This window comes from Streptomyces sp. TRM68416 (assembly GCF_014596915.1).
Classification (GTDB): domain Bacteria; phylum Actinomycetota; class Actinomycetes; order Streptomycetales; family Streptomycetaceae; genus Streptomyces.
In genome coordinates, this window is the sequence record NZ_JACVWU010000001.1 from 582023 (window position 1) to 608818 (window position 26796).

General features: G+C 70.7%; 18 protein-coding genes, 2 tRNA genes and 2 pseudogenes. 5 read left to right on the forward strand and 17 right to left on the reverse strand.

Annotated elements, in window-relative coordinates:
* The first annotated feature begins 84 nt into the window (after positions 1 to 84).
* Both ICC28_RS02680 and ICC28_RS02685 read left to right on the forward strand, forming a co-directional pair.
* Positions 85 to 4191, forward strand: coding sequence for a HAMP domain-containing protein (locus tag ICC28_RS02680; protein ID WP_411158560.1), 4107 nt, complete (start codon positions 85 to 87; stop codon positions 4189 to 4191).
* Between the two features lie 41 nt (positions 4192 to 4232).
* Positions 4233 to 4631, forward strand: a pseudogene (locus ICC28_RS02685) (two-component system response regulator); the annotation flags it as partial.
* Between the two features lie 131 nt (positions 4632 to 4762).
* Here ICC28_RS02685 and ICC28_RS02690 read toward each other — a convergent pair.
* Together ICC28_RS02690 and lepA are read right to left on the reverse strand one after the other, a co-directional pair.
* Entirely contained in the window at positions 4763 to 6637 is a 1875-nt protein-coding gene (locus ICC28_RS02690; protein ID WP_188286718.1) for an AMP-dependent synthetase/ligase, read from the reverse strand.
* A 252-nt stretch (positions 6638 to 6889) separates the two neighbouring features.
* Positions 6890 to 8758, reverse strand: a complete 1869-nt coding sequence (lepA, locus tag ICC28_RS02695) for a translation elongation factor 4 (RefSeq protein ID WP_188286719.1) — start codon at positions 8756 to 8758, stop codon at positions 6890 to 6892.
* 254 nt (positions 8759 to 9012) lie between these two features.
* On the opposite strand from lepA, the gene rpsT reads away from it, so the two are divergent.
* A complete protein-coding gene (gene rpsT / locus ICC28_RS02700) occupies positions 9013 to 9279 on the forward strand; it encodes a 30S ribosomal protein S20 (RefSeq protein ID WP_188286720.1) in 267 nt (88 codons plus the stop codon).
* Between the two features lie 217 nt (positions 9280 to 9496).
* Here the strand turns inward: rpsT and ICC28_RS02705 are convergent, their stop codons facing one another.
* From ICC28_RS02705 to leuS, 9 genes are all read right to left on the reverse strand, one after another.
* Positions 9497 to 9892 (reverse strand): nuclear transport factor 2 family protein, encoded by a 396-nt coding sequence (locus tag ICC28_RS02705; RefSeq protein WP_188286721.1) that lies wholly within the window; start codon positions 9890 to 9892, stop codon positions 9497 to 9499.
* A 123-nt stretch (positions 9893 to 10015) separates the two neighbouring features.
* Complete coding sequence (holA, locus tag ICC28_RS02710; protein ID WP_188286722.1) at positions 10016 to 11005, reverse strand: DNA polymerase III subunit delta; 990 nt, start codon at positions 11003 to 11005, stop codon at positions 10016 to 10018.
* 173 nt (positions 11006 to 11178) lie between these two features.
* On the reverse strand, positions 11179 to 11424 hold the full coding sequence (locus ICC28_RS02715; protein WP_188286824.1) for a hypothetical protein: 246 nt from the start codon (positions 11422 to 11424) through the stop codon (positions 11179 to 11181).
* A gap of 28 nt (positions 11425 to 11452) precedes the next feature.
* On the reverse strand, positions 11453 to 12289 hold the full coding sequence (locus tag ICC28_RS02720; protein WP_188286723.1) for an arylamine N-acetyltransferase family protein: 837 nt from the start codon (positions 12287 to 12289) through the stop codon (positions 11453 to 11455).
* A gap of 4 nt (positions 12290 to 12293) precedes the next feature.
* Positions 12294 to 14777 carry a ComEC/Rec2 family competence protein gene (locus ICC28_RS02725; RefSeq protein ID WP_188286823.1) on the reverse strand — a complete coding sequence of 828 codons (2484 nt, stop codon included), beginning with the start codon at positions 14775 to 14777 and terminating at the stop codon, positions 12294 to 12296.
* A gap of 419 nt (positions 14778 to 15196) precedes the next feature.
* A complete protein-coding gene (locus ICC28_RS02730; protein ID WP_188286724.1) occupies positions 15197 to 16204 on the reverse strand; it encodes a ComEA family DNA-binding protein in 1008 nt (335 codons plus the stop codon).
* 117 nt (positions 16205 to 16321) lie between these two features.
* A complete protein-coding gene (locus ICC28_RS02735) occupies positions 16322 to 17167 on the reverse strand; it encodes a DegV family protein (RefSeq protein ID WP_188286725.1) in 846 nt (281 codons plus the stop codon).
* Positions 17168 to 17238: 71 nt separating this feature from the next.
* The gene (locus ICC28_RS02740; protein WP_188286726.1) at positions 17239 to 17973 is read right to left on the reverse strand and encodes a hypothetical protein; all 735 of its coding nucleotides are present in this window, start codon (positions 17971 to 17973) and stop codon (positions 17239 to 17241) included.
* Positions 17974 to 18094: 121 nt separating this feature from the next.
* Positions 18095 to 20968 carry a leucine--tRNA ligase gene (gene leuS, locus ICC28_RS02745; protein ID WP_188286727.1) on the reverse strand — a complete coding sequence of 958 codons (2874 nt, stop codon included), beginning with the start codon at positions 20966 to 20968 and terminating at the stop codon, positions 18095 to 18097.
* 560 nt (positions 20969 to 21528) lie between these two features.
* Here leuS and ICC28_RS02750 point away from each other — a divergent pair.
* Together ICC28_RS02750 and ICC28_RS02755 are read left to right on the forward strand one after the other, a co-directional pair.
* A complete protein-coding gene (locus ICC28_RS02750) occupies positions 21529 to 22707 on the forward strand; it encodes a cytochrome b/b6 domain-containing protein (protein WP_188286728.1) in 1179 nt (392 codons plus the stop codon).
* On the forward strand, positions 22704 to 24314 hold the full coding sequence (locus ICC28_RS02755; RefSeq protein WP_188286729.1) for an NADH-quinone oxidoreductase subunit NuoF family protein: 1611 nt from the start codon (positions 22704 to 22706) through the stop codon (positions 24312 to 24314). The genes ICC28_RS02750 and ICC28_RS02755 overlap by 4 nt, the downstream gene beginning before the upstream one ends.
* Before the next feature lie 98 nt (positions 24315 to 24412).
* Here ICC28_RS02755 and ICC28_RS02760 read toward each other — a convergent pair.
* The 6 genes and pseudogenes from ICC28_RS02760 to rsfS form a co-directional block, all read right to left on the reverse strand.
* Positions 24413 to 24485 (reverse strand) — tRNA-Ala (locus ICC28_RS02760).
* A gap of 120 nt (positions 24486 to 24605) precedes the next feature.
* Complete coding sequence (locus ICC28_RS02765; RefSeq protein ID WP_019523121.1) at positions 24606 to 24839, reverse strand: hypothetical protein; 234 nt, start codon at positions 24837 to 24839, stop codon at positions 24606 to 24608.
* Between the two features lie 246 nt (positions 24840 to 25085).
* A pseudogene (locus tag ICC28_RS40275) lies at positions 25086 to 25259 on the reverse strand (MFS transporter); the annotation flags it as partial.
* Positions 25260 to 25431: 172 nt separating this feature from the next.
* A tRNA-Ala gene (locus ICC28_RS02770) sits at positions 25432 to 25504 on the reverse strand.
* A 115-nt stretch (positions 25505 to 25619) separates the two neighbouring features.
* On the reverse strand, positions 25620 to 26291 hold the full coding sequence (locus ICC28_RS02775; RefSeq protein ID WP_188286730.1) for a histidine phosphatase family protein: 672 nt from the start codon (positions 26289 to 26291) through the stop codon (positions 25620 to 25622).
* Positions 26288 to 26734, reverse strand: coding sequence for a ribosome silencing factor (rsfS, locus tag ICC28_RS02780; protein ID WP_188286731.1), 447 nt, complete (start codon positions 26732 to 26734; stop codon positions 26288 to 26290). Before rsfS ends, ICC28_RS02775 begins: the two co-directional genes overlap by 4 nt.
* Positions 26735 to 26796: the final 62 nt, after the last annotated feature.

The following is a 26796-nucleotide window of genomic DNA, read 5'->3' on the forward strand; positions in this document are numbered from 1 at the left end:
TTCGGACGATTACGCCGCAGTCGACGCCGCCAGAGTGACAGACTGGCCACGCCCATAAGCACCGAGTCACCGAAGTGGGCCGCCATGAGTGAGAACAGTGGTACAGGCATGCTCGAAGACGGTCTGATCAGAGCATCGGATCTCCTTCCTCTGCTCGCCGCGATGACATCGGCGCGGGACGGCGACTTCCGGAAGGTCTCCGACCCCGGCCCGGGCACCGGGCCGGTGGCCGAACTCGTCGCGGTCTACAACCAGATCCTCGACCGGAGCCTGCACTTCAACTCCGAGGTACAGCGGGTCAAACGGGAAGTGGTCCGGCACGGCCGGCTCGACGAGCGGCTCACCGCGAGTCCGGGCCAGGGCCACTGGACCGCCCGGGTCAACGACGTGAACCAGCTGCTCGACGCCCTCGTGGCGCCGGCGGCGGACGCGACCCGGGTGCTGGACGCGGTGGCCGGCGGCGACCTGACCCAGCGGGTCGATCTGCACCACGGCACGCGGCAGTTGCGCGGCGATCTGCGCCGGATGGGCCGCGCCGTGAACAAGATGGTCGACCAACTGTCGCTGTTCACCGGCGAGGTGACCCGGGTGGCCCGCGAGGTCGGCACCGAGGGCCGGCTCGGCGGACGGGCCAAGGTGCAGGGCCTGTCGGGCAGTTGGCGGGATGTGACCGAGGCGGTCAACACCATGGCGTCCCGGCTGACCGCGCAGGTCCGGGACATCGCCCTGGTGACGACGGCGGTGGCCCGCGGCGACCTGACCCGCACGGTGACGGTCGAGGCGACCGGCGAACTCCTCGAACTGAAGCTCACGGTCAACACGATGGTGGACCAGCTCTCCGCGTTCGCCGACGAGGTCACCCGGGTGGCCCGCGAGGTCGGCACCGAGGGGCAGCTCGGCGGACGCGCCCAGGTGCGGGGCGTGTCCGGGGTCTGGAAGGACCTCACCGACAACGTCAACTTCATGGCGTCGAACCTGACCTCGCAGGTCCGCAACATCGCCCAGGTGACCACGGCCGTCGCCAACGGCGACCTGTCGCAGAAGATCACGGTCGACGCGAAGGGCGAGATCCTGGAGTTGAAGTCGACCATCAACACCATGGTCGACCAGCTCTCCGCCTTCGCCGACGAAGTCACCCGCGTCGCCCGCGAGGTCGGCACCGAGGGCAACCTCGGCGGACGCGCCCAGGTGCGAGGCGTCTCCGGGGTCTGGAAGGACCTCACCGACAACGTCAACTTCATGGCCGACAACCTGACTTCGCAGGTGCGGAACATCGCCCTGGTGTCCACCGCCGTGGCCCAGGGCGACCTCGGCAAGAAGATCACGGTGGAGGCGAAGGGCGAGATCCTGGAGCTGAAGTCGACCATCAACACCATGGTCGACCAGCTCTCCGCCTTCGCCGACGAAGTCACCCGGGTGGCCCGCGAGGTCGGCACCGAGGGCAACCTCGGCGGACAGGCCCAGGTGCGAGGCGTCTCCGGGGTCTGGAAGGACCTCACCGACAACGTCAACTTCATGGCGCTGAACCTGACCTCGCAGGTCCGCAACATCGCCCAGGTGACCACGGCCGTCGCCAACGGCGACCTCTCCAAGACGATCACGGTCGACGCCCGCGGCGAGATCCTCGAACTGAAGGACACCGTCAACACGATGGTGGAGCAGTTGCGGGCCTTCGCCGACGAGGTGACCCGCGTGGCCCGCGAGGTCGGCACCGACGGCCGACTGGGCGGCCGGGCCCAGGTGCTGGGCGTCTCGGGCGTCTGGCGGGATCTGACCGACAACGTCAACTCCATGGCCGACAACCTCACTTCGCAGGTGCGGAACATCGCGCAGGTGACCACGGCCGTGGCCAACGGCGACCTCTCCAAGAAGATCGACGTCGACGCGCGCGGCGAGATCCTGGAGTTGAAGACCGCCATCAACACCATGGTCGACACGCTGTCCTCCTTCTCCTCCGAGGTCACCCGCGTGGCCCGCGAGGTGGGCAGCGAGGGCCAACTCGGCGGCCAGGCAAGGGTGGAGGGCGTCTACGGCACCTGGAAACGCCTGACGACGAACGTGAACGAGCTCGCGCTGAACCTCACCACGCAGGTGCGCGCCATCGCCGAGGTCGCCTCCGCGGTGGCCCAGGGCGACATGTCCCGTTCCATCACGGTGGAGGCGCGGGGCGAGGTGGCCGAGCTGAAGGACAACATCAACCTGATGGTGGCCAACCTGCGCGAGACGACCCGGGCCAAGGACTGGCTGGAGTCCAACCTGGCCCGTCTTGCCGCGTTGATGCAGGGCCACCGCAACCTGATGGAGGTCGCCGACCTGATCCTGCGCGAGCTGACCCCGCTGGTGAACGCCCAGTACGGTGCGTTCTTCCTGGCCGACCCCGACGAGGACGGCGCCTCGCTGCGCACAACCGTTCCTGCGAAGGGGCTCGCGTTCATCGCCGGGTACGGCGCCGCCGAGGGCGCGACCGTCGAGACCGGCGGCCTGCCCGTGCACGGGTTGGTCCGCCAGGCCGCCCGGGAGAAGAAGCGCATCCTGGTCGAGGAGGCCCCGCCGGACTACATCACCATCAGCAGCGGGCTCGGCGAGGCGGCACCCACGACGATCGTCATCATCCCGATCCTGTTCGAGGACAAGCTCCTCGGCGTGATCGAGCTGGCGTCCTTCTCCCGCTTCTCCGACGTCCACCTGGCCTTCTTCGACCAGTTCGTGAACACCATCGGCGTCGCGATCAACACCATCATCGCCAACTCCCGCACCGAGTCACTCCTCGGCGAGTCCCAGCGCCTGGCCGGGCAGCTCCAGGAGCGCTCGGACGAACTCCAGAAGCAGCAGGCCGAGTTGCGGCGCTCCAACGCCGAACTGGAGGAGAAGGCGGCCCTGCTGGCCACCTCCTCGCAGTACAAGTCGGAGTTCCTGGCGAACATGTCGCACGAACTGCGCACCCCGCTGAACTCCCTGCTCATCCTGGCCCGCCTGCTGTCGGACAACCCGGACGGCCATCTGTCCGACCAGGAGGTCCAGTTCGCGGCCACGATCCACCGCTCGGGCTCCGACCTGCTCCAGCTGATCAACGACATCCTCGACCTGTCGAAGATCGAGGCGGGCCGGATGGACGTACGCCCCAAGCGCCTCCCCCTGATCAAGCTGCTGGACTACGTCCACGCCACCTTCCGCCCGCTCACCCTCGACCGGGGTCTCGCCTTCGAGGTGACGGTCGGCGAGGACGTGCCGCGCGTGATGTACTCCGACGAGCAGCGCCTCCAGCAGATCCTGCGCAACCTGCTGTCCAACGCGATCAAGTTCACCGCGTCGGGCCGGGTCGAGTTGCGGGTCACCCGGGTCAAGGACCCCGAGCGCGTCCGTGTCCGCGAGAGCCACGAGGTGGTCGCCTTCACGGTGTCCGACACCGGCATCGGCATCGCGCGGGAGAAACTCCCGGTGATCTTCGAGGCGTTCCAGCAGGCCGACGGCACCACCAACCGCAAGTACGGCGGCACCGGCCTCGGCCTGTCCATCAGCCGGGAGATCGCGGGCCTGCTCGGCGGCCGTATCGTCGCCGAGAGCGAACCCGGCAAGGGCTCCACCTTCACCCTGTACGTCCCCGTCGTCAGCCCCGGCCACCCGGCGACCGGACCCGCCCCGGAGGACCAACTGCTGCCGGTCCCGGAGCAGTTGTCGGCCGACCCCTTCCCGGGCGGGCCTGACGCGGACGACTCCTGGCCCACGCCCGCCAAGCTGGAGGCCTGGCAGTCCGGGCGCCCCGGCCAGGTGCTGCCGGGACGGCGGGTGCTGATCGTCGACGACGACATCCGCAACGTCTTCGCGCTCACCCATGTCCTGGGCCGCGTCGGCATGCCGGTCCTCTACGCGGAGAACGGCCGCGAGGGCATAGAGACCCTGGAGCGCCACCCGGACGTCGAACTCGTCCTGATGGACATCATGATGCCGGAGATGGACGGCTACGAGACGATCGCCGCCATCCGCCGCACCCCCCGCTGGGCGGGGCTGCCCATCGTCGCGCTGACCGCCAAGGCCATGCCCGGCGACCGCGAGAAGTCCATCGCGCGCGGCGCCAGCGCGTACGTGCCCAAGCCGGTGGACGTCGACCGGTTGCTGACCGTGGTCTGCGCGCTCCTCGACCCCGAGGCCGAGGACAGGTCCGACATCCCGGAGGAGGGGGCCCCGTCGTGAGAAGCGCCGAGACCACGACCGCCGAACGCGCGGGCATCCTCATGGTCGACGACATGGAGGACAACCTGATCGCGCTGGAGTCGGTCCTCGGGTCGCTCGACGCGCCGCTGGTACGGGCCCGTTCGGGCGAGGAGGCGATGAAGGCGCTGCTGCGCCGCCGCTTCGCGCTCGTCCTGCTCGACATCTCCATGCCGGGCATGGACGGCTTCGAAACGGCGGCCAACATCAAACGCCTGGACCAGACGAAGGACGTGCCGATCATCTTCCTCACCGGCGCGGAGAAGGCCCCCGGCTTCACCTTCCGCGGCTACGCGACCGGCGCCGCCGACTACGTGACCAAGCCGTTCGACCCGTGGGTCCTACGGGCAAAGGTGCGGGTGTTCCTGGACCTGCACCGCAAACAGCTCCAGTTGGAAGCACTGAGGGCCGAAGTACAGGAACTCCGAGCACAGCTGAGCAAGGGACCGGAGTAACTCCGAAAGGGGCGCGGGGCTGTGTCACTGTGCGGCTCCGCCGCGTGGGCGCGCCAAGCAACAACGCACCGTGACCCGCCCGCGGCCCCCGCCATCCCCTACGCCTCGCGCGCCCCCTCATACATCTCATCGATCAGATGCTTGTACTCCCGCTCCACGACCGGCCGCTTCAGCTTCAGACTCGGCGTGATCTCCCCGTGCTCGACGTCGAGATCGCGCGGCAGCAGCCGGAACTTCTTGATGGTCTGCCACTTCTGCAGCTTTTCGTTGAGCTGCTTGACATAGCCCTCGACCATCTCGACGGTGGCCGGCGCCGCGACGACCTCCGCGTAGGACTTGCCGCCCAGCCCGTTCTCCTCGGCCCACGCCAGGATGGAGACCTCGTCCAGCGCGATGAGCGCGGTGCAGAAGTTCCGGTCGGCGCCGTGCACCAGGATGTTGGAGACGTACGGGCACACCGCCTTGAACTGGCCCTCGATCTCGGCGGGCGCGATGTACTTGCCGCCGGAGGTTTTGATCAGGTCCTTCTTGCGGTCGGTGATCCGCAGGTACCCGTCCGGGGAGAGCTCGCCGATGTCCCCGGTGTGCAGCCAGCCGTCGGACTCCAGCACCTCGGCGGTCTTCTCGGGCAGCCCGTGGTAGCCCTCCATGATGCCGGGACCGCGCAGCAGGATCTCGCCGTCGTCCGCGATGCGCACCTCGGTGCCGGGCAGCGGCTTGCCGACCGTGCCGGTCCGGTAGGCCTCGCCGGGGTTCACGAAGGAGGCGGCGGAGGACTCGGTGAGGCCGTAGCCCTCCAGGATGTGGATGCCGGCGCCGGCGAAGAAGTAGCCGATCTCGGGCGCGAGGGCCGCGCTGCCCGAGACGCACGCCCGCAGGTTGCCGCCGAATGCCTCGCGGATCTTGGCGTAGACGAGCGCGTCGGCGATCTTGTGCTTGGCGCCGAGCCCGAAGGGGACGGAGGCCGTGCCGGTGCGCCGGAAGTTGTCCTGGCTGACCTTGGCGTACTCGCGGGCGAGCCCGGCGGCCCACTGGAAGATCTTGTACTTGGCGCCGCCGCCCGCTCGGGCCTTGGCGGCGACCCCGTTGTAGACCTTCTCGAAGATGCGCGGCACGGCCGCCATGTACGTGGGCCGGACGACCGGCAGATTCTCGATGATCTTGTCGACGCGGCCGTCGACGGCGGTGACGTGACCGACCTCGATCTGGCCGGAGGTGAGCACCTTGCCGAAGACGTGCGCGAGCGGCAGCCACAGGTACTGCACGTCGTCCGCGCCGACCAGACCGGTCGAGGCGATCGCCTTCGCCATGTACGCCCAGTTGTCGTGCGGCAGGCGCACGCCCTTGGGCCGGCCGGTGGTGCCGGAGGTGTAGATGAGCGTGGCCAGCTGGTCCTTGGTGATGGCCCCGACCCGCTCCTTGACCAGGTCGGCGTCCTTCTCCAGCCGGGCGGCGCCGCGCTGCTCCAGCTCCTCCAGGGTGAGGATCCAGTCGGCGGTCTCGACGCCGGCCGGGTCGATCACCACGACATGCGTGAGATCGGGCAGCTCGGCGCGCTTCTCGACCACCTTGGCCAGCTGGGCGGCGTCCTCGGCGATCAGCACACGGCTGGCGGAGTCGGCGAGGATGAACGCCGACTCGTCCGCGTTGGTCTGCGGGTACACGGTCGTCGTGGCCGCGCCGGCGCACATGATGCCGAGGTCGGCGAGGATCCACTCGATGCGGGTCGAGGAGGCGAGGGCCACCCGCTGCTCGGGCTGGACACCCAACTCGACCAGGCCGGCCGCGATGGCGAAGACACGCTCCGCGGCCTGGCCCCAGCTCAGCGACTTCCAGTCGTCGGGTCCCTCCCCCGAAGCGGGTGCCACGGGGTGGCGATAGGCCTCGGCGTCCGGCGTGGCGGCCACGCGCTCCAGGAAGAGGGCCGCCACGCTCGGCGGACGGTTCTCGATCAAAGTCTGTGCGTCGCTCACGACATCCTCCGGGGCCCGCGACAGCGCGGCTGGCTCAGTGTGCGGCTGGTTCCACTCGCGCGCCGTTGTTTAACTCGCGAGTAACTATCGAGCAGGGATCAGGTTAAAGCGCGACCGGCCGGGGCGTAAGACTCCGCGCCCCGTCAGTTCCTACCGAGACCTACCCGTCACCTACCGAAAAGGCCCGCCGCACTTTCGTACGACGGGCCCCTCGATGACCGTTTTGCCGGAACGACCTGAAGCAACCAGCGGTTACTTCTTGCCCTTGCCCGAACCCGCGCTGTCATCACTGCTCAGTACGGCGATGAAGGCCTCCTGCGGAACTTCCACGGAACCCACCATCTTCATCCGCTTCTTGCCCTCCTTCTGCTTCTCCAGCAGCTTCCGCTTACGGGAGATGTCACCGCCGTAGCACTTGGCGAGGACGTCCTTGCGGATGGCGCGGATGGTCTCGCGGGCGATGACCCGGGAGCCGATGGCGGCCTGGACCGGCACCTCGAAGGCCTGCCGCGGGATCAGCTCCTTCAGCTTGGCGACGAGCCGCACGCCGTAGGCGTACGCCTGGTCCTTGTGCGTGATCGCCGAGAAGGCGTCCACCTTGTCGCCGTGCAGCAGGATGTCGACCTTGACCAGGCTGGAGGTCTGCTCGCCGGTGGGCTCGTAGTCCAGGGACGCGTAACCGCGCGTCTTCGACTTCAGCTGGTCGAAGAAGTCGAAGACGATCTCCGCGAGGGGGAGGGTGTAGCGGATCTCGACCCGGTCCTCGGAGAGGTAGTCCATGCCGAGGAGGGTGCCGCGCCGGGTCTGGCACAGCTCCATGATCGCGCCGATGAACTCGGTCGGCGCGAGGATCGTGGCGCGCACGACCGGCTCGTACACCTCGTTGATCTTGCCCTCGGGGAACTCGCTCGGGTTGGTGACGGTGTGCTCGCTGCCGTCCTCCATCACGACCCGGTAGACCACGTTCGGCGCGGTCGCGATCAGGTCGAGGCCGAACTCGCGCTCCAGCCGCTCGCGGATCACGTCGAGGTGCAGCAGCCCCAGGAAGCCGACGCGGAAGCCGAAGCCGAGGGCCGCGGAGGTCTCCGGCTCGTAGACCAGGGCGGCGTCGTTGAGCTGGAGCTTGTCCAGGGCCTCGCGCAGCTCGGGGTAGTCGGAGCCGTCCAGCGGATACAGGCCGGAGAACACCATCGGCTTCGGGTCCTTGTAGCCGCCGAGGGCCTCCGTGGCGCCCTTGTGCTGGCTGGTGACGGTGTCACCGACCTTGGACTGGCGGACGTCCTTCACACCGGTGATGAGGTAGCCCACCTCACCGACGCCGAGGCCGTCGGCGCCCAGCATCTCGGGCGAGTTCGTCCCGATCTCCAGCAGCTCGTGGGTGGCGCCCGTCGACATCATCCGGATGCGCTCGCGCTTGTTGAGCTGGCCGTCGATGACACGGACGTACGTCACGACACCGCGGTAGGAGTCGTAGACGGAGTCGAAGATCATGGCACGCGCGGGGGCGTCCTTGACGCCGACCGGCGGGGGGACCTCGGCGACCACCTTGTCGAGCAGCGCGTCGACGCCCACACCGGTCTTCGCGGAGACCCTGAGCACGTCGCTCGGGTCGCAGCCGACCAGATTGGCCAGCTCCTCGGCGAACTTCTCGGGCTGCGCGGCCGGCAGGTCGATCTTGTTCAGTACGGGGATGATCGTGAGGTCGTTCTCCATCGCCAGGTACAGGTTGGCGAGGGTCTGGGCCTCGATGCCCTGGGCGGCGTCGACGAGGAGGATCGTCCCCTCGCAGGCGGCGAGCGACCGGGAGACCTCGTAGGTGAAGTCGACGTGCCCCGGGGTGTCGATCATGTTGAGGATGTGCGTGTTGCCCGGGTCCGTGGTGGGGGCCCAGGGCAGACGCACGGCCTGGGACTTGATCGTGATGCCGCGCTCGCGCTCGATGTCCATGCGGTCGAGGTACTGAGCGCGCATCTGCCGCTGCTCGACCACGCCGGTCAGCTGGAGCATCCGGTCGGCGAGCGTGGACTTGCCGTGGTCGATGTGCGCGATGATGCAGAAGTTGCGGATCAGAGCCGGGTCGGTACGGCTCGGCTCGGGCACATTGTTAGGGGTCGCGGGCACGCAGGGTCCTGTCTCTTGAGGCGCCTTATGCCTCGGGTCGGATCGATACGTAGCCTCCATGGTCCCACGGCCGGGGACCGGCGGCCGGTTTGGGCCACCTGGAGGGCCGCTGGTAGTGTGGGGGGCTGTGTCTCATGCCCTCTCAGCGCGAGGCACATCCCAAGAAATCACCTTGGTACGGGACCCGGGTCTTCCGCGCGCTGTCGTGCTCGGAATCCTCCTGGCCCCGTGCCTGAACCTGAAAAGGCTCATTCGTGGCGAACATCAAGTCCCAGATCAAGCGGATCAAGACCAACGAGAAGGCGCGGCTGCGCAACAAGGCCGTCAAGTCCTCCCTGAAGACCGCGATCCGCAAGGCCCGTGAGGCTGTTGCCGCGGGTGACGTCGAGAAGGCCACCGAGTACCAGCGCGCTGCCGCGCGCCAGCTCGACAAGGCCGTCTCGAAGGGCGTCATCCACAAGAACCAGGCCGCCAACAAGAAGTCGGCGCTGGCTTCCAAGGTCGCCGCCCTCAAGGGCTGAACCTCTTCCTTGATCTGACCGGTCCCGCGGGACCGACCGCCGGAGGGACCCAGAGCGGGCCCTCTCTCATCCGCTCCCGTCCGGCACCCACGGATCCGCGCGCGGCCTGCGTTCGCCACGCGGGCGCGGATCCAGCAGCTCGAACCGACGGCCCCGGCCACCGCCCTTCCCCAGGGCGGGACCGGGGCCGTCGGCCTTTCTCGTTGCCGGTGGTCGATCACGACCAGAAGTCGTTGGACCTGTCCATGTCCTCGACGCACTCGTCGAGATCGGTGACCTTGTCTCCGACGATCCGGAAGACGATGCACCCGTTCTCTTCGAAGTGCTTGCCGTTGCGGTCGGCCGTGAAGCGGTGCACGGCGACGGCGTGCCCCCGGCCGTCGACGAGGATGCTCCGCAGGTCGACCTGCATGGTGCCGCCCGTCTGCTCGGCCATCTGCCCATACATGCCGATGATCGTGTCCTGCCCCTTGAAGTCACCCGACAGCTGGTGACTACCGGGCACATGGTGCGTGCAGTCCGCCGACATCAGCCCACGCAGGGTGTCCATGTCCCCCCGCGCGAAGGCCTCGTACCCCTTGCGGACGAGCTGCGCGTGCGGGTGTTCAGCCATGACCATCGCCGCCTCTCCGTTCTTGGCGATATGTGGCTGCCAGTTCCGATTGTCCTCGGCAGGGGTGAAGGGGCCAGTGGATCACCGACACCTCGTGGGACCCGGCCTACGGGGCTACGGTGCTCATGCCCGCCCTCGCGACCGCGCGGCCCGGGCGATCGCCACGACGGCCTTCTCCAGGGCGTACTCGGGGTCGTCCCCGCCGCCCTTGACCCCGGCGTCCGCCTCGGCGACCGCCCGCAGCGCGACGGCCACGCCGTCCGGTGTCCATCCCCGCATCTGCTGCCGCACCCGGTCGATCTTCCACGGCGGCATACCGAGCTCACGGGCCAGATCCGCCGGCCGTCCGCCCCGCGCCGACGACAGCTTCCCGATCGCCCGCACGCCCTGCGCCAGCGCGCTGGTGATCATCACCGGTGCGACGCCCGTGGCGAGCGACCACCGCAGCGCCTCCAGCGCCTCCGCCGCCCGCCCCTCGACGGCCCGGTCGGCGACGGTGAAGCTCGACGCCTCGGCCCGCCCGGTGTAGTACCGCCCGACCACGGCCTCGTCGATGGTGCCCTCGACGTCGGCGACGAGCTGCGACACGGCGGAGGCCAGCTCCCGCAGATCGCTCCCGATGGCATCGACGAGCGCCTGGCAGGCCTCGGGGGTGGCGGATCGCCCGGTGGCCCGGAACTCCTGTCGCACAAACGCCAGCCGGTCGGCCGGCTTGGTCATCTTCGGGCAGGCGACCTCTCGCGCGCCCGCCTTCCGCGCGGCATCGAGGAGCTTCTTGCCCTTGGCCCCGCCGGCGTGCAGCAGCACCAGGGTGATCTCCTCGGCGGGCGATCCCAGATACGCCTGCACGTCCTTGACGGAGTCGGCCGACAGATCCTGCGCATTGCGTACGACGACGACCTTGCGCTCCGCGAACAGCGACGGGCTCGTCAGCTCGGCCAGCGTCCCCGGCTGCAACTGGTCCGAGGTCAGATCCCGCACATCCGTATCGGCATCTGCGGCCTTCGCCGCGGCCACCACCTCCTGCACGGCCCGATCAAGCAGCAATTCCTCCTGCCCCACGGCCACCGTCACCGGAGCAAGCAAACCCTCATCCGCACTCTTCCTGACCATCCCCCCAAGCATGACACGCCCCACCGACACCCCACCCAGCCATGGCCGACGCCGGTAGCTGCGGGCAGTCGTGCCGCTGGGGCGGCACGGGTGGGCGCAGGCGGCACCCCGCAAGCGCGGGCGAGCACACCCACCCCCGCAGCACCCCTCACCCAGCCCTACCTCACCCAGCCCTACGGCTCCTCCCGCCACCCCTCCCACTCCCCCGCAAACGCATCCAGCTCCGCAGGATCAAGCCGCCCCGCCTCATCCCGCACCACCACCAGCCACTGCGCATCCTCCGCGTCGTCCTCCCCGGCCAACGCATCCCGCACCAACTGCGGCTCCTCATCCACCGCAAACCGCTCCCGGAGCGCCTCGGCCACCTCCTCCGCGGCATCACGATCAGGCAGCACCAGCACATGTCTCACATCACTCACGAAGTCATTTTCCGGCACCCCCACCTCCTCAGCCCCCACCCCCCACCACCGGCACCCGGTCGACCTCAACGCCGAACCGCTCCCGATACACCGCCAGCACCTCCTCGTCCGTCCCCAGCTCCCGCTCCTCCCGCCCCCCACCGGCCGCCGTCTCCTTGAACGTGCGCCCGCTGAGCGTGATCCGCCCCCCGTCCTCCGTCACTCGCGAACAGACCAGCGACCGCGTGAAGTGCGAGGCCGGCGACGTGCTGTGCCACCATGCCCCCGCGACGAAGTCACCCAGCACGCGCGGCCGCACCTCCAGCCGGTACTGCGGCCTGCCGTCCCTGACGACGTCCAGGTCCGAGAAGCCCGCCTCCGCCGCCCGGTGCCCGCCGCGCACCCCGGCCGCGTCCGGCCCCGCCTCCACAATCCGGAACGTCCCCCCGGGGTCCACCTGCTCACCCCGCATCTCCAGCGCCAGCGGATAGTGGCTGTGGGCCCCGAACCCGACGTCGGCCAGCCACTCACCCCCGTCCACCGTCCGCACCCGCAGCGCCAGATGGTCGTACGGGATCCCCGGCCGCCCCTCCGCGTCGTACACCCGCGCCGCCAGCAGCGCGACCTCGTACCCGAGCGCCGCGAGCAACGCGCCGAACGCACCGTTCAGTTCGTAACAGAACCCTCCCCTGCGCGCCCCCACCACCTTCTCCAGCAGCCGCTCCTCCTCCAGCACGATCTCCTCGCCGAGGTGGATCGACAGGTTCTCGAAGGGCACGGTCTGCAGATGGCGCACATGCAGCTCACGCAGCACGTCGACCGTCGGCCACGCCGGGTGCGCCACGCCCAGCCGGTCCAGATAGGCATCAATCTGTGCGGAATTCATGACCTCAGTCTCCCGCCACGCGCAACTCCCCACCCTCACCGACCACGGCCAACGCCCCGTCCTCGTCCGTTCTCATCACCACCGCCCCCAGATCCCGCAGCGCCGCGACCGTGCCCGGAGCCGGATGCCCGTACGAGTTGCCCTCCCCGGCGGAGATCAGCGCCACCCGCGGTGCCGCCGCGCGCATGAGGTCCGGATCCTGGTAGGCCGACCCGTGGTGAGCCACCTTCAGCACGTCCACGCCGGCGAGCAGCGCACCGGCCGGTGACCTCAACAGAGCCCGCTGCGCGGGAGGTTCCAGGTCCCCGAGCAACAGGAACCGCACCCCGGCCACCCGCGCGAGCATCGTGACGCTGGAGTCGTTCGGCCCCTCCGCACCCGGCGCCGGATACGGCGGCGGCCACAGGACCTGCCAGGACAGCGCCCCGACGCGCCGCTGTTCCCCGGCCGCAGCCCGCGTCACGGGAACACCCCGGGCGGCGGCCTGTCTGCGGACGGCCTCGACCTGTTCCACGGGCGCCTCGTGACCGGTCGTCTCGATCGCCCCCACGGCACGCCCCCGCAGCACTCCGGGCAGGCCCGCCACATGGTCGGCGTGGAAGTGGGTCAGTACGACGAGGGGGATCCGTGTGATGCCGAGCGTGCGCAGGCAGTGGTCGACGAGCGCCGGATCGGGCCCGGCGTCCACGACCACGCCGGTGCCCTCGCCGGCCGCCAGCACTACCGCTTCTCCCTGTCCCACGTCGCACATCGCCAGCCGCCACCCCGGCGGCGGCCAGCCGGTGACGACCCTGACCAGCGGCGGCGGCTGCACCACCGCCAGCACCAGCAGCACCGCGCAGCCCGCGCACCACCAGGGATGTCTCAGCAGACGTCGGCCCACCACCAGCACAGCCACCGTGACGAGGGCGAGCAGCGCGGCTCCGGCCCAGCTGCCCGGCCAGTCGATCCCCGCACCGGGCAGGGCCGCCCCGGTCCGGGCGATGTCCGCGATCCACCCCGTCGGCCAACTCGCGCACCAGGCCAGCGCCTTGGCCACCGGCATCGCCACCGGCGCCGTCGCCAACGCCGCGAACCCCAGCACCGTGGCCGGCGCGACCGCGAACTCCGCCAGCAGATTGCAGGGCACCGCCACCAGGCTCACCCGCGCCGACAGCACCGCCACGACCGGTGCGCACAGCGCCTGCGCGGCAGCCGCGGCCGCCACCGCCTCGGCCCACCGGGGCCCGAGCCCACGGCGCTGCAGCGCGGCGCTCCAGCGGGGCGCGAGTGTGAGGAGGGCTCCGGTGGCCAGGACGGAGAGCAGAAATCCGTAACTGCGGGCCAGCCACGGGTCGACCAGCACCAGCAGCAGGACGGCCGTCGCCAGCGCCGGGACGAGGGAGCGGCGTCGCCCGGTCGCGAGCGCGAGCAGGGCGACGGCCCCGCAGGCCGCGGCTCGCAGCACGCTCGGGTCGGGTCTGCACACGACGACGAACGCGAGCGTCAGCGCTCCGCCGGCCAACGCGGTGGTACGCAGGGAGAGCCCGATCCGCGGTGCCAGACCGCGGCGTTCGGCGAGCCGGGCGGTTCCCGGCGGTCCGATGAGCAGCACGAGGATGATCGTGAGGTTGCTGCCCGAGACGGCGAGCGTGTGGGCGAGGTCGGTCTCCTTGAAGGCCTCGTCCAACTCCGGTGTGATCCGCGAGGTGTCCCCCACGACCAGCCCCGGAAGCAGCGCCCGCGGGTCGGCCGGCAGCCCGTCCGTCGCCTCCCGCAGCCCGGCGCGCAGCCGCCCCGCGAACCGCTGCGCCGCCGTGGCGGGGGCGACCACCTCCGGCGCCGCTGTGTCCCGCACGCGCAGGACGGCGGCGGTGCGGTCACCGCCCGTCGTCGTGGGCGCCGCCCGCGCGGTCACCCGCAGCCGCGTCGAGGGCAGCAGCCCCAGCCAGGGCGACGCCCCGGACGCCTCCTCGACGCCGGGTCCCGCAGACCGCGCCCCCACGTCCACGACCAGCAGCACCGGCGTCCGCGTCACCGCCGCGCTGCCGTCGACGGCCGCCACCCGGCGCACATCGGCCTTGATCAGTACGGCGGCCGGGGCCGCGCGGTCCCCTGTGACACGGGGGCGGGTGAGCCGTGGGTCGGAGGTGACCTCGACCTCGGCGGTCACGGTGGCGTACGCCGCGGCCAGCCCGGGGACCGGCCCGCGTCGCAGATCGGCGCCGTGCAGCCCGGCGGAGGCGGCGGCCGCCGCGACGCACAGCAGGACAGCGGCGGCCGACACCCGCGGCCACCCCGGTCGGGCGCCGCGCCGCCGAGCCCACAGCAGGACCACCGTGGCGACCAGACACGCGGCCGCGACACCGAGGCCCCGGCCGAGCGGTTCGTCCAGCATCAGCGCCGCCGTCGCCCACGCGGCGAGCGCCGGAGGTACGAGCCGTAGATCCGTGGGCCCTTCCTGACGCGGCCGGGACGCCCCGAGCCGCTTCCCGGAGGCCGCGTGCACCTCCACCCGCCCGCCACTGGAGGAAGCCCGCCTACCGACGAACGAGAGCCGATCCCCGCCGGCCGCAGGCCGACCACCGGTGGACAAGGACCGGTCCCCAAGAGACGCAGGCCGGCCCCCGCTGGAGAGAGCCCGCGCGCCGACAGACGAGAGCCGGTCCCCGGCGGGCGCTGCACCGTCCTCGGCGGGCGCAGGCCGGTCCCCGGCGGACACAGGCAGCTCCCCGACGGGCACAGACCCGTCCCCGACAGACGCAGGCAGCTCCCCGACGGGCACAGACCCGTCCCCGACAGACGCAGGCAGCTCCCCGACGGACACAGACCCGTCCCCGACAGACGCAGGCAGCTCCCCGACGGGCACAGACCCGTCCCCGACGGACGCAGGCCCGTCCCCGGCGGACGCAGGCCGGATGCCGCCCGTCATGGCTGTACGAGGTTCCGCAGGTCGGCGAAGCGTCGGTCGCCGATGCCGTTGACCTCGCGCAGTTCGTCCACGGAGCGAAAGCCGCCGTGCCGGGTGCGGTAGTCGATGATGTGCTGGGCCAGGACCGGTCCGATGCCCGGCAGGGTGTCTAGCTGTTCCGCCGTGGCGGTGTTGAGGGAGACGGGCGCCGCCGGTGCCGCTCCCGCCACGCCCGTACCGCTCTGCACCGGTGCCTGGGCGGGGGCGGGGACGCCGACGGCGACCTGCTCACCGTCGACGAGGAACCGCGCCCGGTTGAGCCCCTCCGTGCTCGCGCCGGGACGCACCCCGCCGGCCGCCTCCAGGGCGTCGGCGACCCGGGAGCCCGCGGGCAGCCGCTGGATGCCCGGTTTGCGCACCTTGCCGCTGACGTCCACCACGATCTCGGCAGCGGCCGTCCCCGCGGCGGGCGCCGTGACCCCCGGCTCGGCCTCCTGGCCCTGCTTCCGTTCCTCGAACGGAGCCGCCCGCACCAGCTCCGGCGGCCGCACGTCCTGCGTCCGGCCGGTCCAGAAGTGCTGGACGGCAAGCCCCGCGGCGAGAACGAGCAGCAGCGTGAGCGCGACCACGCTCCGCCGCTCCAGACCGCACCTCGCCTGCATCCAGACCGGCATCCGCTCCCGCAGCGCGAGCCCGGCCCGCCCGCGCCAGTCCCGCTCCGGGTCGGCCGGTGGGGAGGAAGGAGGCTCGTCGACACGGTGCACGTCCGTGTCCGGCGTCGGGTCGGTGCGCGGCGCCGGGGCGGGCCGGACGGCGACCGCCGGTGGTCCTTTGCCCGACTCCCGCTCCTCCTCGGCCCGTTCGCCGAAGAGCGCCTCCGCGCGTCGGCGGAGTTCCTCGGCCGAGGTATGCCGGGCCCGGCCGCGCGGACGGGCACGGTGGTGCCGGGTGCGGACGTCGGAGTGGGGGCCGCGGCCCGGGCCGCTGGTCGTGGTCGCTGTGCGTGAGCGTGATCGAAGTGCCATGCGACGAGGATGGGACATCTCGACGACTAGTGATGATCTTGCTCAATTTCCGGGGAAGACCGCCCGGTTGTGGATAACTCGGTCACCCCTACAAGTGAACGACAGGGCCGGCGCAGCTCACCGGGGCGACACCACAACCCCCAGCAACCCGGGCCCGGTGTGTGCCCCGATCACCGCCCCCACCTCGCTCACATGCAGGTCGGCGAGGCCGCCCACCCGCGCCCGCAGCCGATCGGCCAGAGCCGACGCCCGGTCGGGGGCGGAGAGATGGTGCACGGCGATGTCGACGGTTGCGCTGCCGGCCCGGTCCGCGGCGATCTCCTCCAGGCGGGCGATCGCCTTCGACGCCGTGCGCACCTTCTCCAGCGGTTCGATACGGCCGCCGTTCAACTGGAGCAGCGGCTTCACCGCGAGCGCGGAGCCGAGCAGGGCCTGGGCGGCTCCGATCCGGCCGCCGCGGCGCAGATAGTCGAGGGTGTCGACGTAGAAGTAGGCGGACGTGCTCGCGGCCCGCTTCTCCGCGGCCGCCACGGCCTCGTCCACCGTGCCGCCCGTCTCCGCCGCCTCGGCCGCGGCGAGCGCACAGAACCCCAGCGCCATCGCGATCATCCCGGTGTCCACCACCCGCACCGGCACCGGCGCCTCCCGCGCCGCGAGGACGGCCGCGTCGTAGGTGCCGGACAGTTCGGCGGACAGGTGCAGGGAGACGATGCCGGTGGCGCCGGACTCCGCGACCTTGCGATAGGTCTGCGCGAACTGCTCGGGGCTGGGGCGCGAGGTCGTGACCGGGCGCCGCTTCTGCAGTGCCTGGGCCAGGGAGCGGGTCGAGATCTCGGTGCCCTCTTCCAGGGCCTGGTCGCCGAGGACCACGGTCAGGGGCACCGCGGTGATGCCGTGGCGCTCCATCGTCCGCGGCGGCAGGTAGGCCGTTGAATCGGTGACGATCGCGACATGGCGGGACATGAGCTGGAGGTTACCTGCCGTAGCGCCCGGACGGCAGCCCGGCCCCGTTCACCTCGACGGCCGTGGCCGGATCACGTCGTGCTCTCGGGGCGGCGCTTCTTCTCCCAGGGGTAGGCGGCACGCGGGGCCGGCGGGGTGATGGCGGGGCGCGTCGGCTCCTCGGCCGTGGGTGAGGGGGTGTCCGGCCAGGTCTGCTGTGCGGCCGGTGTCTCGGCGGCCGGGGCCTCCGGCCACGGCGGCGGGGCGGTGGCCGGCGGCTCCTCCGTCGTCCAGTGCCGCAGGGCACCGGCCTCCATGTCGATCTGCGCTCTCAGGGAGTCCAGGTCGTCGTCCGCGAAACGGCGGGCGCGGTCGCGGGCCGCCCAGCGCAGCGCGTCCGCCGACCGGACGACCTGCTCGGTGCGCTCGCGCAGTCCGGGCAGCCGCTCGGCGAGGGCCGCCCGGTCGGGCTCGGCCTCCAAACGCTTGAGTTCGCCGTCGAGTTCATGGCCGTGCACGCTGAGCCGCTCGAACAGGCCGATGGACTCCTTCAGCGACTCGTCCTCGGCCACGCCCGCGTGCAGCGCGTCCTGGGTGGCGCGCATGGACGTGCGCAGCTTCAGCCGCAACTGGGCCAGCTCGCCCTGCGCACCGGGCTGGGCGAAGGACTTGGCGCGCAGGGTGTGGTCCTCGACGGTGCGGCGGGCCTGGGTGAGGGTGCGGTCCACTCCGCGCTTGGCGGCGCCGACGACCTTCACCGTGACATAGGCACCGAGCACCAGGAAGAGGACGAAGAGCAGGGCAACGACGGCAAACACTGCTTCCACGACGCTCCTCCTGGGTTCCGCGGCGGCACGCGCCGCGCCGCTCTTCCACGGTAAACGCAGCGGGCAGGCCCGGAGTTCCAGGAGAACCCCGAACCTGCCCGTACCGAACCCCTAGGGGGCGTTACGCCGGAACGATGTTCACCAGCTTCGGCGCCCGCACGATCACCTTGCGGATGCCCGCCCCGTCCAGCGCCGCGACGACCTTCTCGTCGGCCAGCGCGACCTTCTCCAGCTCCTCCTCGGAGATGGACGGCGCGACCTCCAGGCGGGCCTTGACCTTGCCCTTGACCTGGACCACGCAGGTCACCGTCTCGTCCACGACGTACGCCGGGTCGGCGACCGGGAAGTCCCGGTGGACGACGGAGTCGGTGTGGCCCAGCTTGCGCCACAGTTCCTCGGCGATGTGCGGGGCCAGCGGCGCGACCATCAGCACCAGCGCCTCGGCGACCGGGCGCGGCACCGGCCCGCCCGCCTTGGTCAGGTGGTTGTTCAGCTCGGTGACCTTGGCGATGGCGGTGTTGAACCGCATGCCCTCCAGGTCGCCGCGCACCCCGTCGATCGCCTTGTGCAGCGCGCGCAGCGTGGCCTCGTCCGGCTCGGCGTCGACGACGGTGACCTCGCCGGTCGCCTCGTCGACGATGTTGCGCCACAGCCGCTGCAGCAGCCGGAACTGGCCGACCACCGCGCGCGTGTCCCACGGCCGGGACACGTCCAGGGGGCCCATCGCCATCTCGTACAGGCGCAGCGTGTCCGCGCCGTACTCGGCGGCGATCTCGTCCGGGGTGACGGCGTTCTTCAGGGACTTGCCCATCTTGCCCAGCAGACGGCTGACCTGCTCGCCCTGGTAGTAGTAGGCGCCGTCGCGCTCCTCCACCTCGGCGGCCGGCACCGCGATGCCCCGGCTGTCGCGGTAGACGTAGGCCTGGATCATGCCCTGGTTGAACAGCTTGTGGAACGGCTCGGCCGAGGAGACGTGTCCCAGGTCGAACAGGACCTTGGACCAGAAGCGCGCGTACAGCAGGTGCAGCACGGCGTGCTCGGCGCCGCCGACGTACAGGTCGACGCCGCCGTGCGGCTGTCCCGCGCGCGGGCCCATCCAGTACTGCTCGATCTCGGGGTCGACCAGCTTGTCGCTGTTGTGCGGGTCCAGGTAGCGCAGCTCGTACCAGCAGGAACCGGCCCAGTTGGGCATGGTGTTGGTCTCGCGGCGGTACTTCTTGGGGCCGTCGCCCAGGTCCAGGGTGACGTTGACCCAGTCCTCGTTGCGCGACAGCGGCGTCTCGGGCTGGGTGTCGGCGTCGTCCGGGTCGAAGGTGCGCGGCGAGTAGTCCTCGACCTCGGGCAGCTCCAGCGGCAGCATCGACTCGGGCAGCGGGTGGGCGATGCCGTCCTCGTCGTAGACGATCGGGAAGGGCTCGCCCCAGTAGCGCTGGCGGCTGAACAGCCAGTCGCGCAGCCGGAAGTTGACGGTGCCCTCGCCGGCGCCGGTGCGCTCCAGCCACTCGGTGATGCGGGCCTTGGCCTCGGCGACGCCCAGGCCGTCCAGGGAGACGCCCTCACCGGTGGAGTTGATGATCTTCGCGTCGTACGACGCGAAGGCGTCCTCCCAGGTGGAGGTGTCCGTGCCCCGGCCGTCGGTCGGTTCGACGATGCAGGGGATCGGCAGCTCGAAGGCGCGCGCGAACTCGAAGTCGCGCTGGTCGCCGCAGGGTACGGCCATGATCGCGCCGGTGCCGTAGCCCATCAGGACGTAGTCGGCGATGAAGACGGGGACCTGCGCGCCGTTGACCGGGTTGGTGGCGTACGCGCCGATGAAGACGCCGGTCTTGTCCTTGGCCTCGGCCTGGCGCTCGACGTCCGACTTGGCGGCGGCCTGCGCGCGGTAGGCGGCGACGGCCTCGGCGGGGGTGGCGTGGCCGCCGGTCCAGACGTCGTGCGTGCCCTCGGGCCATTCCCGGGCGGTGAACTTCTCGACTAGCGGGTGCTCGGGCGCCAGCACCATGTAGCTCGCGCCGAACAGCGTGTCGGGGCGCGTGGTGAAGACCGTGATGCGCTCGCCGTCGATCGGGAAGTCGACGCGGGCGCCCTCGGAGCGGCCGATCCAGTTGCGCTGCTGCAGCTTGATGGCCTCGGGCCAGTCCAGCGCGTCCAGGTCGTTCAGCAGCCGGTCGGCGTAGGCGGTGATGCGCATGTTCCACTGGCGCAGCTTGGCCTTGAAGACGGGGAAGTTGCCGCGCTCGGAGCGGCCCTCGGCGGTGACCTCCTCGTTGGCCAGGACGGTGCCCAGGCCGGGGCACCAGTTGACCGGCGCGTCGGAGGCGTAGGCCAGGCGGTACTCACCCAGGACGTCGGCGCGCTCGGCGGCGGTCAGCTCGCTCCACGCGCGCGTGTGCCCCGGTACGGCACGCTCACCGGACTCGAAGGCGGCGACCAGCTCGGCGATCGGGCGGGCCTTCCCGGCCTCGTCGTCGTACCAGGAGTTGAAGATCTGCAGGAAGATCCACTGGGTCCACTTGTAGTACTCCGGGTCGATCGTGGCGAACGACCGGCGCTTGTCGTGGCCCAGGCCCAGCCGGCGCAGCTGGACCTTCATGTTCTCGATGTTGGCCTCGGTGGAGACACGCGGGTGCGTGCCGGTCTGCACGGCGTACTGCTCGGCGGGCAGCCCGAAGGCGTCGAAGCCCAGGGTGTGCAGGACGTTGTGGCCGGTCATCCGCTGGAACCGGGCGAAGACGTCGGTGGCGATGTAGCCCAGGGGGTGGCCGACGTGCAGGCCCGCGCCGGAGGGGTACGGGAACATGTCCATGATGAACTTCTTGGGCTTGGCGACCAGCTCGGGGTCGCCCGCCAGGTCACCGCTCGGGTTCGGCGCCGCGTAGGTGCCGTCGGCGTCCCAGAAGTCCTGCCAGCGTGCCTCGATGTCGGCCGCCATGGCGGCCGTGTAGCGGTGCGGCGCGGCCACCTCGGCGGCGGCAGCGGGGTTCGTCTCGCTCATGATCCTCAAAGCTCCATCGATCGTCTCTGCCAGCGGCTGCGACTTTCAGAAAACGAAAAATCCCCTCGCACAGGAGGGGACGCCGCGCCGATTCCGACCACTCGTTCCGACGGTGGTCGGTGCTGATCAGCGCGGCTCGCTAAGCAGAAGGCGTACGGCACGCATGGCGTCAGGGTACCGCAGGGCTTGAGCACGTCGCGACGCGCTTCCGTATGACTCCTTGGCCCGGAAACACCCCCGGCCCCCATGAAGCTCTCCGGCCGCCCCGACAGAACCTGACCCAGAGTCAACGTTTACTCCGCGTAACAGTAGCTATAGGACATCACGCCAGTCGCATCGTCCCTTGATAACAGCGCAATAACTGAAACCCCCGCATCCATCGGTATGACGCCGCTTAGAGTGCGGCTCCGGGACCGCCTTCCCGAACCATTCGGAGTTGCCCCCATGAACGATCTCCCTCACAGCAGCTCGCCCCCCGGGCCGGCCCGGTCGGCCCACGGAACGGCGACGGCTGCCGCCGCGCAGTCCATACCCTCCGGCACGACACGTGGAGGCACGCCGTGACGACGACGGACAGCACCGCAGACGACACGCTCATGTACTTCCTCGACTTCGGTGTCGGCGTCCTGTCCCTCGTCTGCCTCACGTGCTCGGTGATCTGGGGGCTCGTCGCCCAGGACCGCATGCTCCTCAACACGCGTCAGCGGCTCATCGCCCAGGCCGTTCACCGAGTGACGGCGGTCGCCTCCATCGCCTTCCTCCTCGTCCACATCGGGACCAAGCTGGCGCTGGAGCACACCGGGTGGATCGCCGCGGTGATCCCGTTCGGGCTGTTCCTGACCGACGGCGACCAGTTCGCAGGCACCGACTTCCTCGTCGGCCTGGGCACCCTCGCCGCGATGCTCATGATCTTCGTGGGCGTGACCGGCGTACTGCGCAACCGCTTCGCGTCCCCGGCACCCGTGGCAGCCCGCTGGCGCGCCATGCACATGCTGGCCTACCCCGCCTGGTGCGCGGCCCTGGTCCACGGCCTGTACGCCGGCCGGCCCGCGAAGACGTTCTTCATGGTGGCCTACATGCTGTGCGTGGTCGCGGTCGGCGCGGCCCTGGCGCTGCGCGCGGCACCGCGCCAGGTCAAGCGCATGGTCGCCGACCGCGTCACCGGACTGCTCGACGGCGGGGAGAAGCCGGCCGCCGCGAGACTGGAGGAGAGCCGGGCCAGGGCGGCACAGTCCACGCTGCCGGGCTACGAGAATCCGTCACCGCGCGGCACGCCCTCCTACGACACCCCCGCGCCGACGAAGGGCTTCGCGGCCGCCTACCGCGCCGTCTCCGCACCACAGCCCGCCCAGGAGCCCTTCGCCGCCGACCAGACGGCCCGTATGGAGCTGCCCATGGACACGCAGCCCACGGAGGCCATCCCGCGCATCGACGGCAGCACCTCGGGCAGCTGGCCCATCCCCTCGCCCCCGCCCGTCGGCGAGGCGCCCCCGTCGGCCTACGACCCCCTCAACGACACCGGATACAACATTCCCACCTATGACAATTCGGGCACCAACGGGTACGGCGGGAGTGATGTGTACGACACCGGTGAGTCGAACACCCTCTACGGCACGTACAACCCCAACGACACGTACAACAGCGGTCCCGCCACGGAAACACTGTCCGGCTCCTCCTACGACTTCGAGGCGCCGGGTTCGGGCGAACCTTGGAACACGCCTTCCGGAGGCTTTAAGTGAACGAGGCCCTGCCCGACGTACCCGAAGTCCGCGTGGTCGGCCTTCCCCAGCTCACGTCGGGCTTCGACCTTGTCGAACGACTCGATCTGCCCATGCACCTGAAGGTGCACGGGCCGCTCGAACCGTTGGGCGGCGAGCAGCTCGCCCAACTCGCCGAACGCATCAACCTGAAGGGCCGCGGCGGCGCGGGCTTCCCCTTCCACAAGAAGCTGCGCTCGGTCGCCGAATCGGCGATCAAGCGCGGCGTACGGCCGGTCGTCGTCGTCAACGGCAGCGAGGACGAACCGGCCTGCCGCAAGGACACGGTGCTCATCAACCGTGCCCCGCACCTCATCCTGGACGGCGCGCTGCTGTGCGCCGAGGCCCTGGGCGCCCGCACGCTCGTGGTGGGGGTCACCCGCGAGTCCACCCAACGCTCCATGGAGGCCGCGCTCGCCGAACGCGGCCTCAGCAACGGCCGCCGCTCGGCTCTACGCGCGCGCGTGCAGCGCAATCCGGTCCGGATGGTCACCGGAGCGGCGGCCTCCCTGATCCGCTCCATCGACGGCGGCCCGGCCATCCCGCCCGGCCGCAAGATCAGCGCCTCCAAGAGCGGCGTCGGCGGCGCACCGACCCTGCTGTCCAACGCCGAGACGTTCGCCCAACTCGCGATAGCCGCCCGCATCGGCCCGGAGCGCTACGGCAACACCGGCCTGTACGACGAGCCGGGCACCGTCATGCTCACCGTCTCCGGCGCGGTCGCCCGCCCCATGGTGATCGAGGTCCCCACGGGCGTACCGCTGCGCTACGTCCTTCAGCTCGCCGGCGCTCCGCCGGTTCCGCAGGGCGTGCTGACCGGCGGCTACCACGGCAAGTGGATCGACGCGGCGACGGTCAACGAGGCGATCGTCTCGCGCAACTCCCTGGACGCCGTGGGTGGTTCGCTGGGCGCCGGCGCCATCCTGCCGATCAGTCAGAACACCTGCCCGCTGGGCGAGTCGCTGCGGGTGGCGCAGTGGCTGGCCGAGGAGAGCGCGGGCCAGTGCGGCCCCTGCTACCTCGGCCTGCCGGCCGCCGCGCGCGGCATGGAGGACATCCTCAACGGCGGCGGCCCGGCCGCCCTCGAGGCGCTCAAGCAGGTCGCCAAGAACGTGAAGCGGCGCGGCGCGTGCTCGCACCCCGACGGCTCCGCGATGTTCCTGGAATCGACCATCAAGGCGTTCACCGACGACCTGGCCGCGCATGTCCTCGGCAACGGCTGCGGACGGCCCGTGGAGGGCGTTCTGCCGCTCTTCGAGGGAGGCAGGGCCCCGACGGGCATCCCGGGCGGCGCAGAGTCCGAGGAGAACGGCCCCAGCCGCCAGAAGATCTACGTGGACTGGACGCTGTGCCGGGGCCACGGCCTGTGCGCGGACATCCTCCCCGAGGTCTTCGAACTGGGCGCCGACGGCTTCCCGACCGTCGCCCAGGCACAGGTCCCGCGCTACGCGGAGGCGAAGGCGCTGCGCGCGGTACGGCGCTGCCCCGCGCTCGCCCTGCGCATCGAGGACCAGACGGAGCGGCCCCCCTCCCGCAGCAACCTGCCGGTGCTGTCCCAGGGCCGGGGCCGCCGCGCCCTCGGCCGCTGAACCGGCCCGGGCCCGCGCGGCCCGGGCCCCCCGGCACGAACCGGACACGGCCGCAACGAAAAGATCCCGCCGGATCATCATCCGGCGGGATCTTGCTGTGGAGCTAAGGAGAATTGAACTCCTGACCTCCTGCATGCCATGCAGGCGCTCTACCAACTGAGCTATAGCCCCTTGCTCTTTCCTCCGGGTTTCCCCGGCGGCGACGCCAACATTACACGGTCCCCCCGGTGCATCGCCAAATCGTTTCCGTCTCGCGCCGGTACGGGGGCAATGTCCGGTTCCCGGTCCGTGTCACGCCGTGACGAACGAATAGAAACGCTTGAGCGTGCAGTGCTCCTCGAGGAGCCGCCCGTAGATCGGCTCGCCCTCCAGCTCGCGGTACGTCTCGATCGGGTCGCCTTTTATGATCAGCGCCCGTGCGCATTCCTCGCACCAGTACTGGTAGTCCGGGTTGAGCGGCTCCATGTCGCGGACGATCGGCGTGCCGCTGCCGCACCAGTCGCACTTCCGCCTGTGTGCACCCATCGATCAGCTCCAGCTGTGGCCGCAGGCCGTGCACACGTAGGAAATCCCGCCGTTGTCGCCGAGGACCTGGGCCACATGGGCGGAACCGCAGGAAGGGCAGCTGAGGCGGACGACCGTATCCCGAGCCCCGCTTGCGCCGAAGAGGTGACCGGCCTCTCCGAGGATGCTCGCAGGCATCACTGCTCCCTCCCGTCGGGTCGCGCCCCCTTCCGGCCGTTTGATTCTGCCACGGCCGGACCAATACGGTCAGCGACGCCTCAGTACCAGTCCGGCCACGGCAGCCGCCGCGGCCGTCCCGGCCGGCGTGGACAGACACGCCGAGAGCGCCTCCGCAGAGGTATACGCCCCGGAGGCCCCAAGTGACTCAAGCCGGTTCAGGAACAGTGTGCCGAACAACGCGACGCCGGTCAGCTGCCCGAGCACCTGCCCGCGACCGACGCGCGCTACGAAGTCCTCGCCGCCGACGGCTCCTCTACCCGCCGGACGGCGAGGAGACGGAACGGAAGGCGGCCTGGTGGCACGAAAAATCCCGCCCCCTGACGGGTACGGGATTCTGATCCACTGATCTTCGACAACTCGAGAGTGTCATCTGTGGAGCTAAGGAGAATTGAACTCCTGACCTCCTGCATGCCATGCAGGCGCTCTACCAACTGAGCTATAGCCCCTTGTGTTCTTCGTGTCCTTCCCGCTTGGCGGGGCGAACAAGAAGAACTTTAGCCTGCGACCTGCCGGAAAGTGAAATCCGGGTCCCGGGCCCGCCTCCGGGAGCGGTCGGGGCGGTCAGTCGTCGTCGCCGAGCACCGGTTCCGGCAGAGTGCCGGCGTTGTGCTCCAGCAGGCGCCAGCCGCGGGCGCCCTCGCCGAGGACGGACCAGCAGCAGTTGGAGAGGCCGCCGAGGCTCTCCCAGTGGTGGGGCTCGAGGCCGAGGAGCCGGCCGATGGTGGTGCGGATCGTGCCGCCGTGGCTGACCACCACGAGGGTGCCGCCGTCGGGCAGCTTCTCGGCGTGCCGGAGCACGACGGGGGCGGCGCGGTCGGCGACCTCTGTCTCCAGTTCGCCGCCACCCCGGCGGACCGCCTCGCCGCGCTTCCACGCGGCGTACTCCTCGCCGTACCGGGCGATGATCTCCTCGTGCGTCAGCCCCTGCCAGACACCCGCGTAGGTCTCGCGCAGGCCCTCGTCGTGGGCGACCTCCAGGCCGGTGAGCAAGGCCAGCTCGGCGGCCGTGTGCGCGGCCCGCTGGAGGTCGGAGGCGACGATCGCGTCGGGGCGCAGGGAGGCCAGCAGCCGGGCGGCGCGGCGGGCCTGGCCGGTACCCGCCTCGGTGAGGGCGACGTCGGTGGTGCCCTGGAAGCGCCGCTCGACGTTCCAGGCGGTCTGGCCGTGCCGCCACAGGATGAGACGGCGGCCCCGGCCCGGGCTGCCGCCGCTGACCTCGCCGGTGGCGCTCATCGCCACTCACCACCCGGCTCGGCCGCCTCCTCGGCGGACTGCAGCTTGGCGTGCTCCTCGGCCTTGCCGCGGGTGGCCTTGGCGTCGGCGGGCAGTTCCAGCTCGGGGCAGTCCTTCCACAGCCGCTCCAGGGCGTAGAAGACCCGCTCCTCGCTGTGCTGGACGTGGACGACGATGTCGACGTAGTCGAGGAGGACCCAACGGGCCTCGCGGTCGCCCTCGCGGCGCACCGGCTTGGCGCCGAGCTCCTTCTGCAGCCGCTCCTCGATCTCGTCGACGATCGACTTGACCTGGCGGTCGTTGGGCGCGGAGGCGAGCAGGAAGGCGTCGGTGATCGACAGCACGTCGCTGACGTCGTAGGCGATGATGTCGTGCGCGAGCTTGTCGGCGGCCGCCTGAGCGGCGGTGTTGACGAGCTCAAGGGATCGGTCAGTGGCGGTCACTACAAGGCTTTCCGTCGGCGGTCACTTGACCACAAGGGTCTCACGACCGGTGACGGCACCCC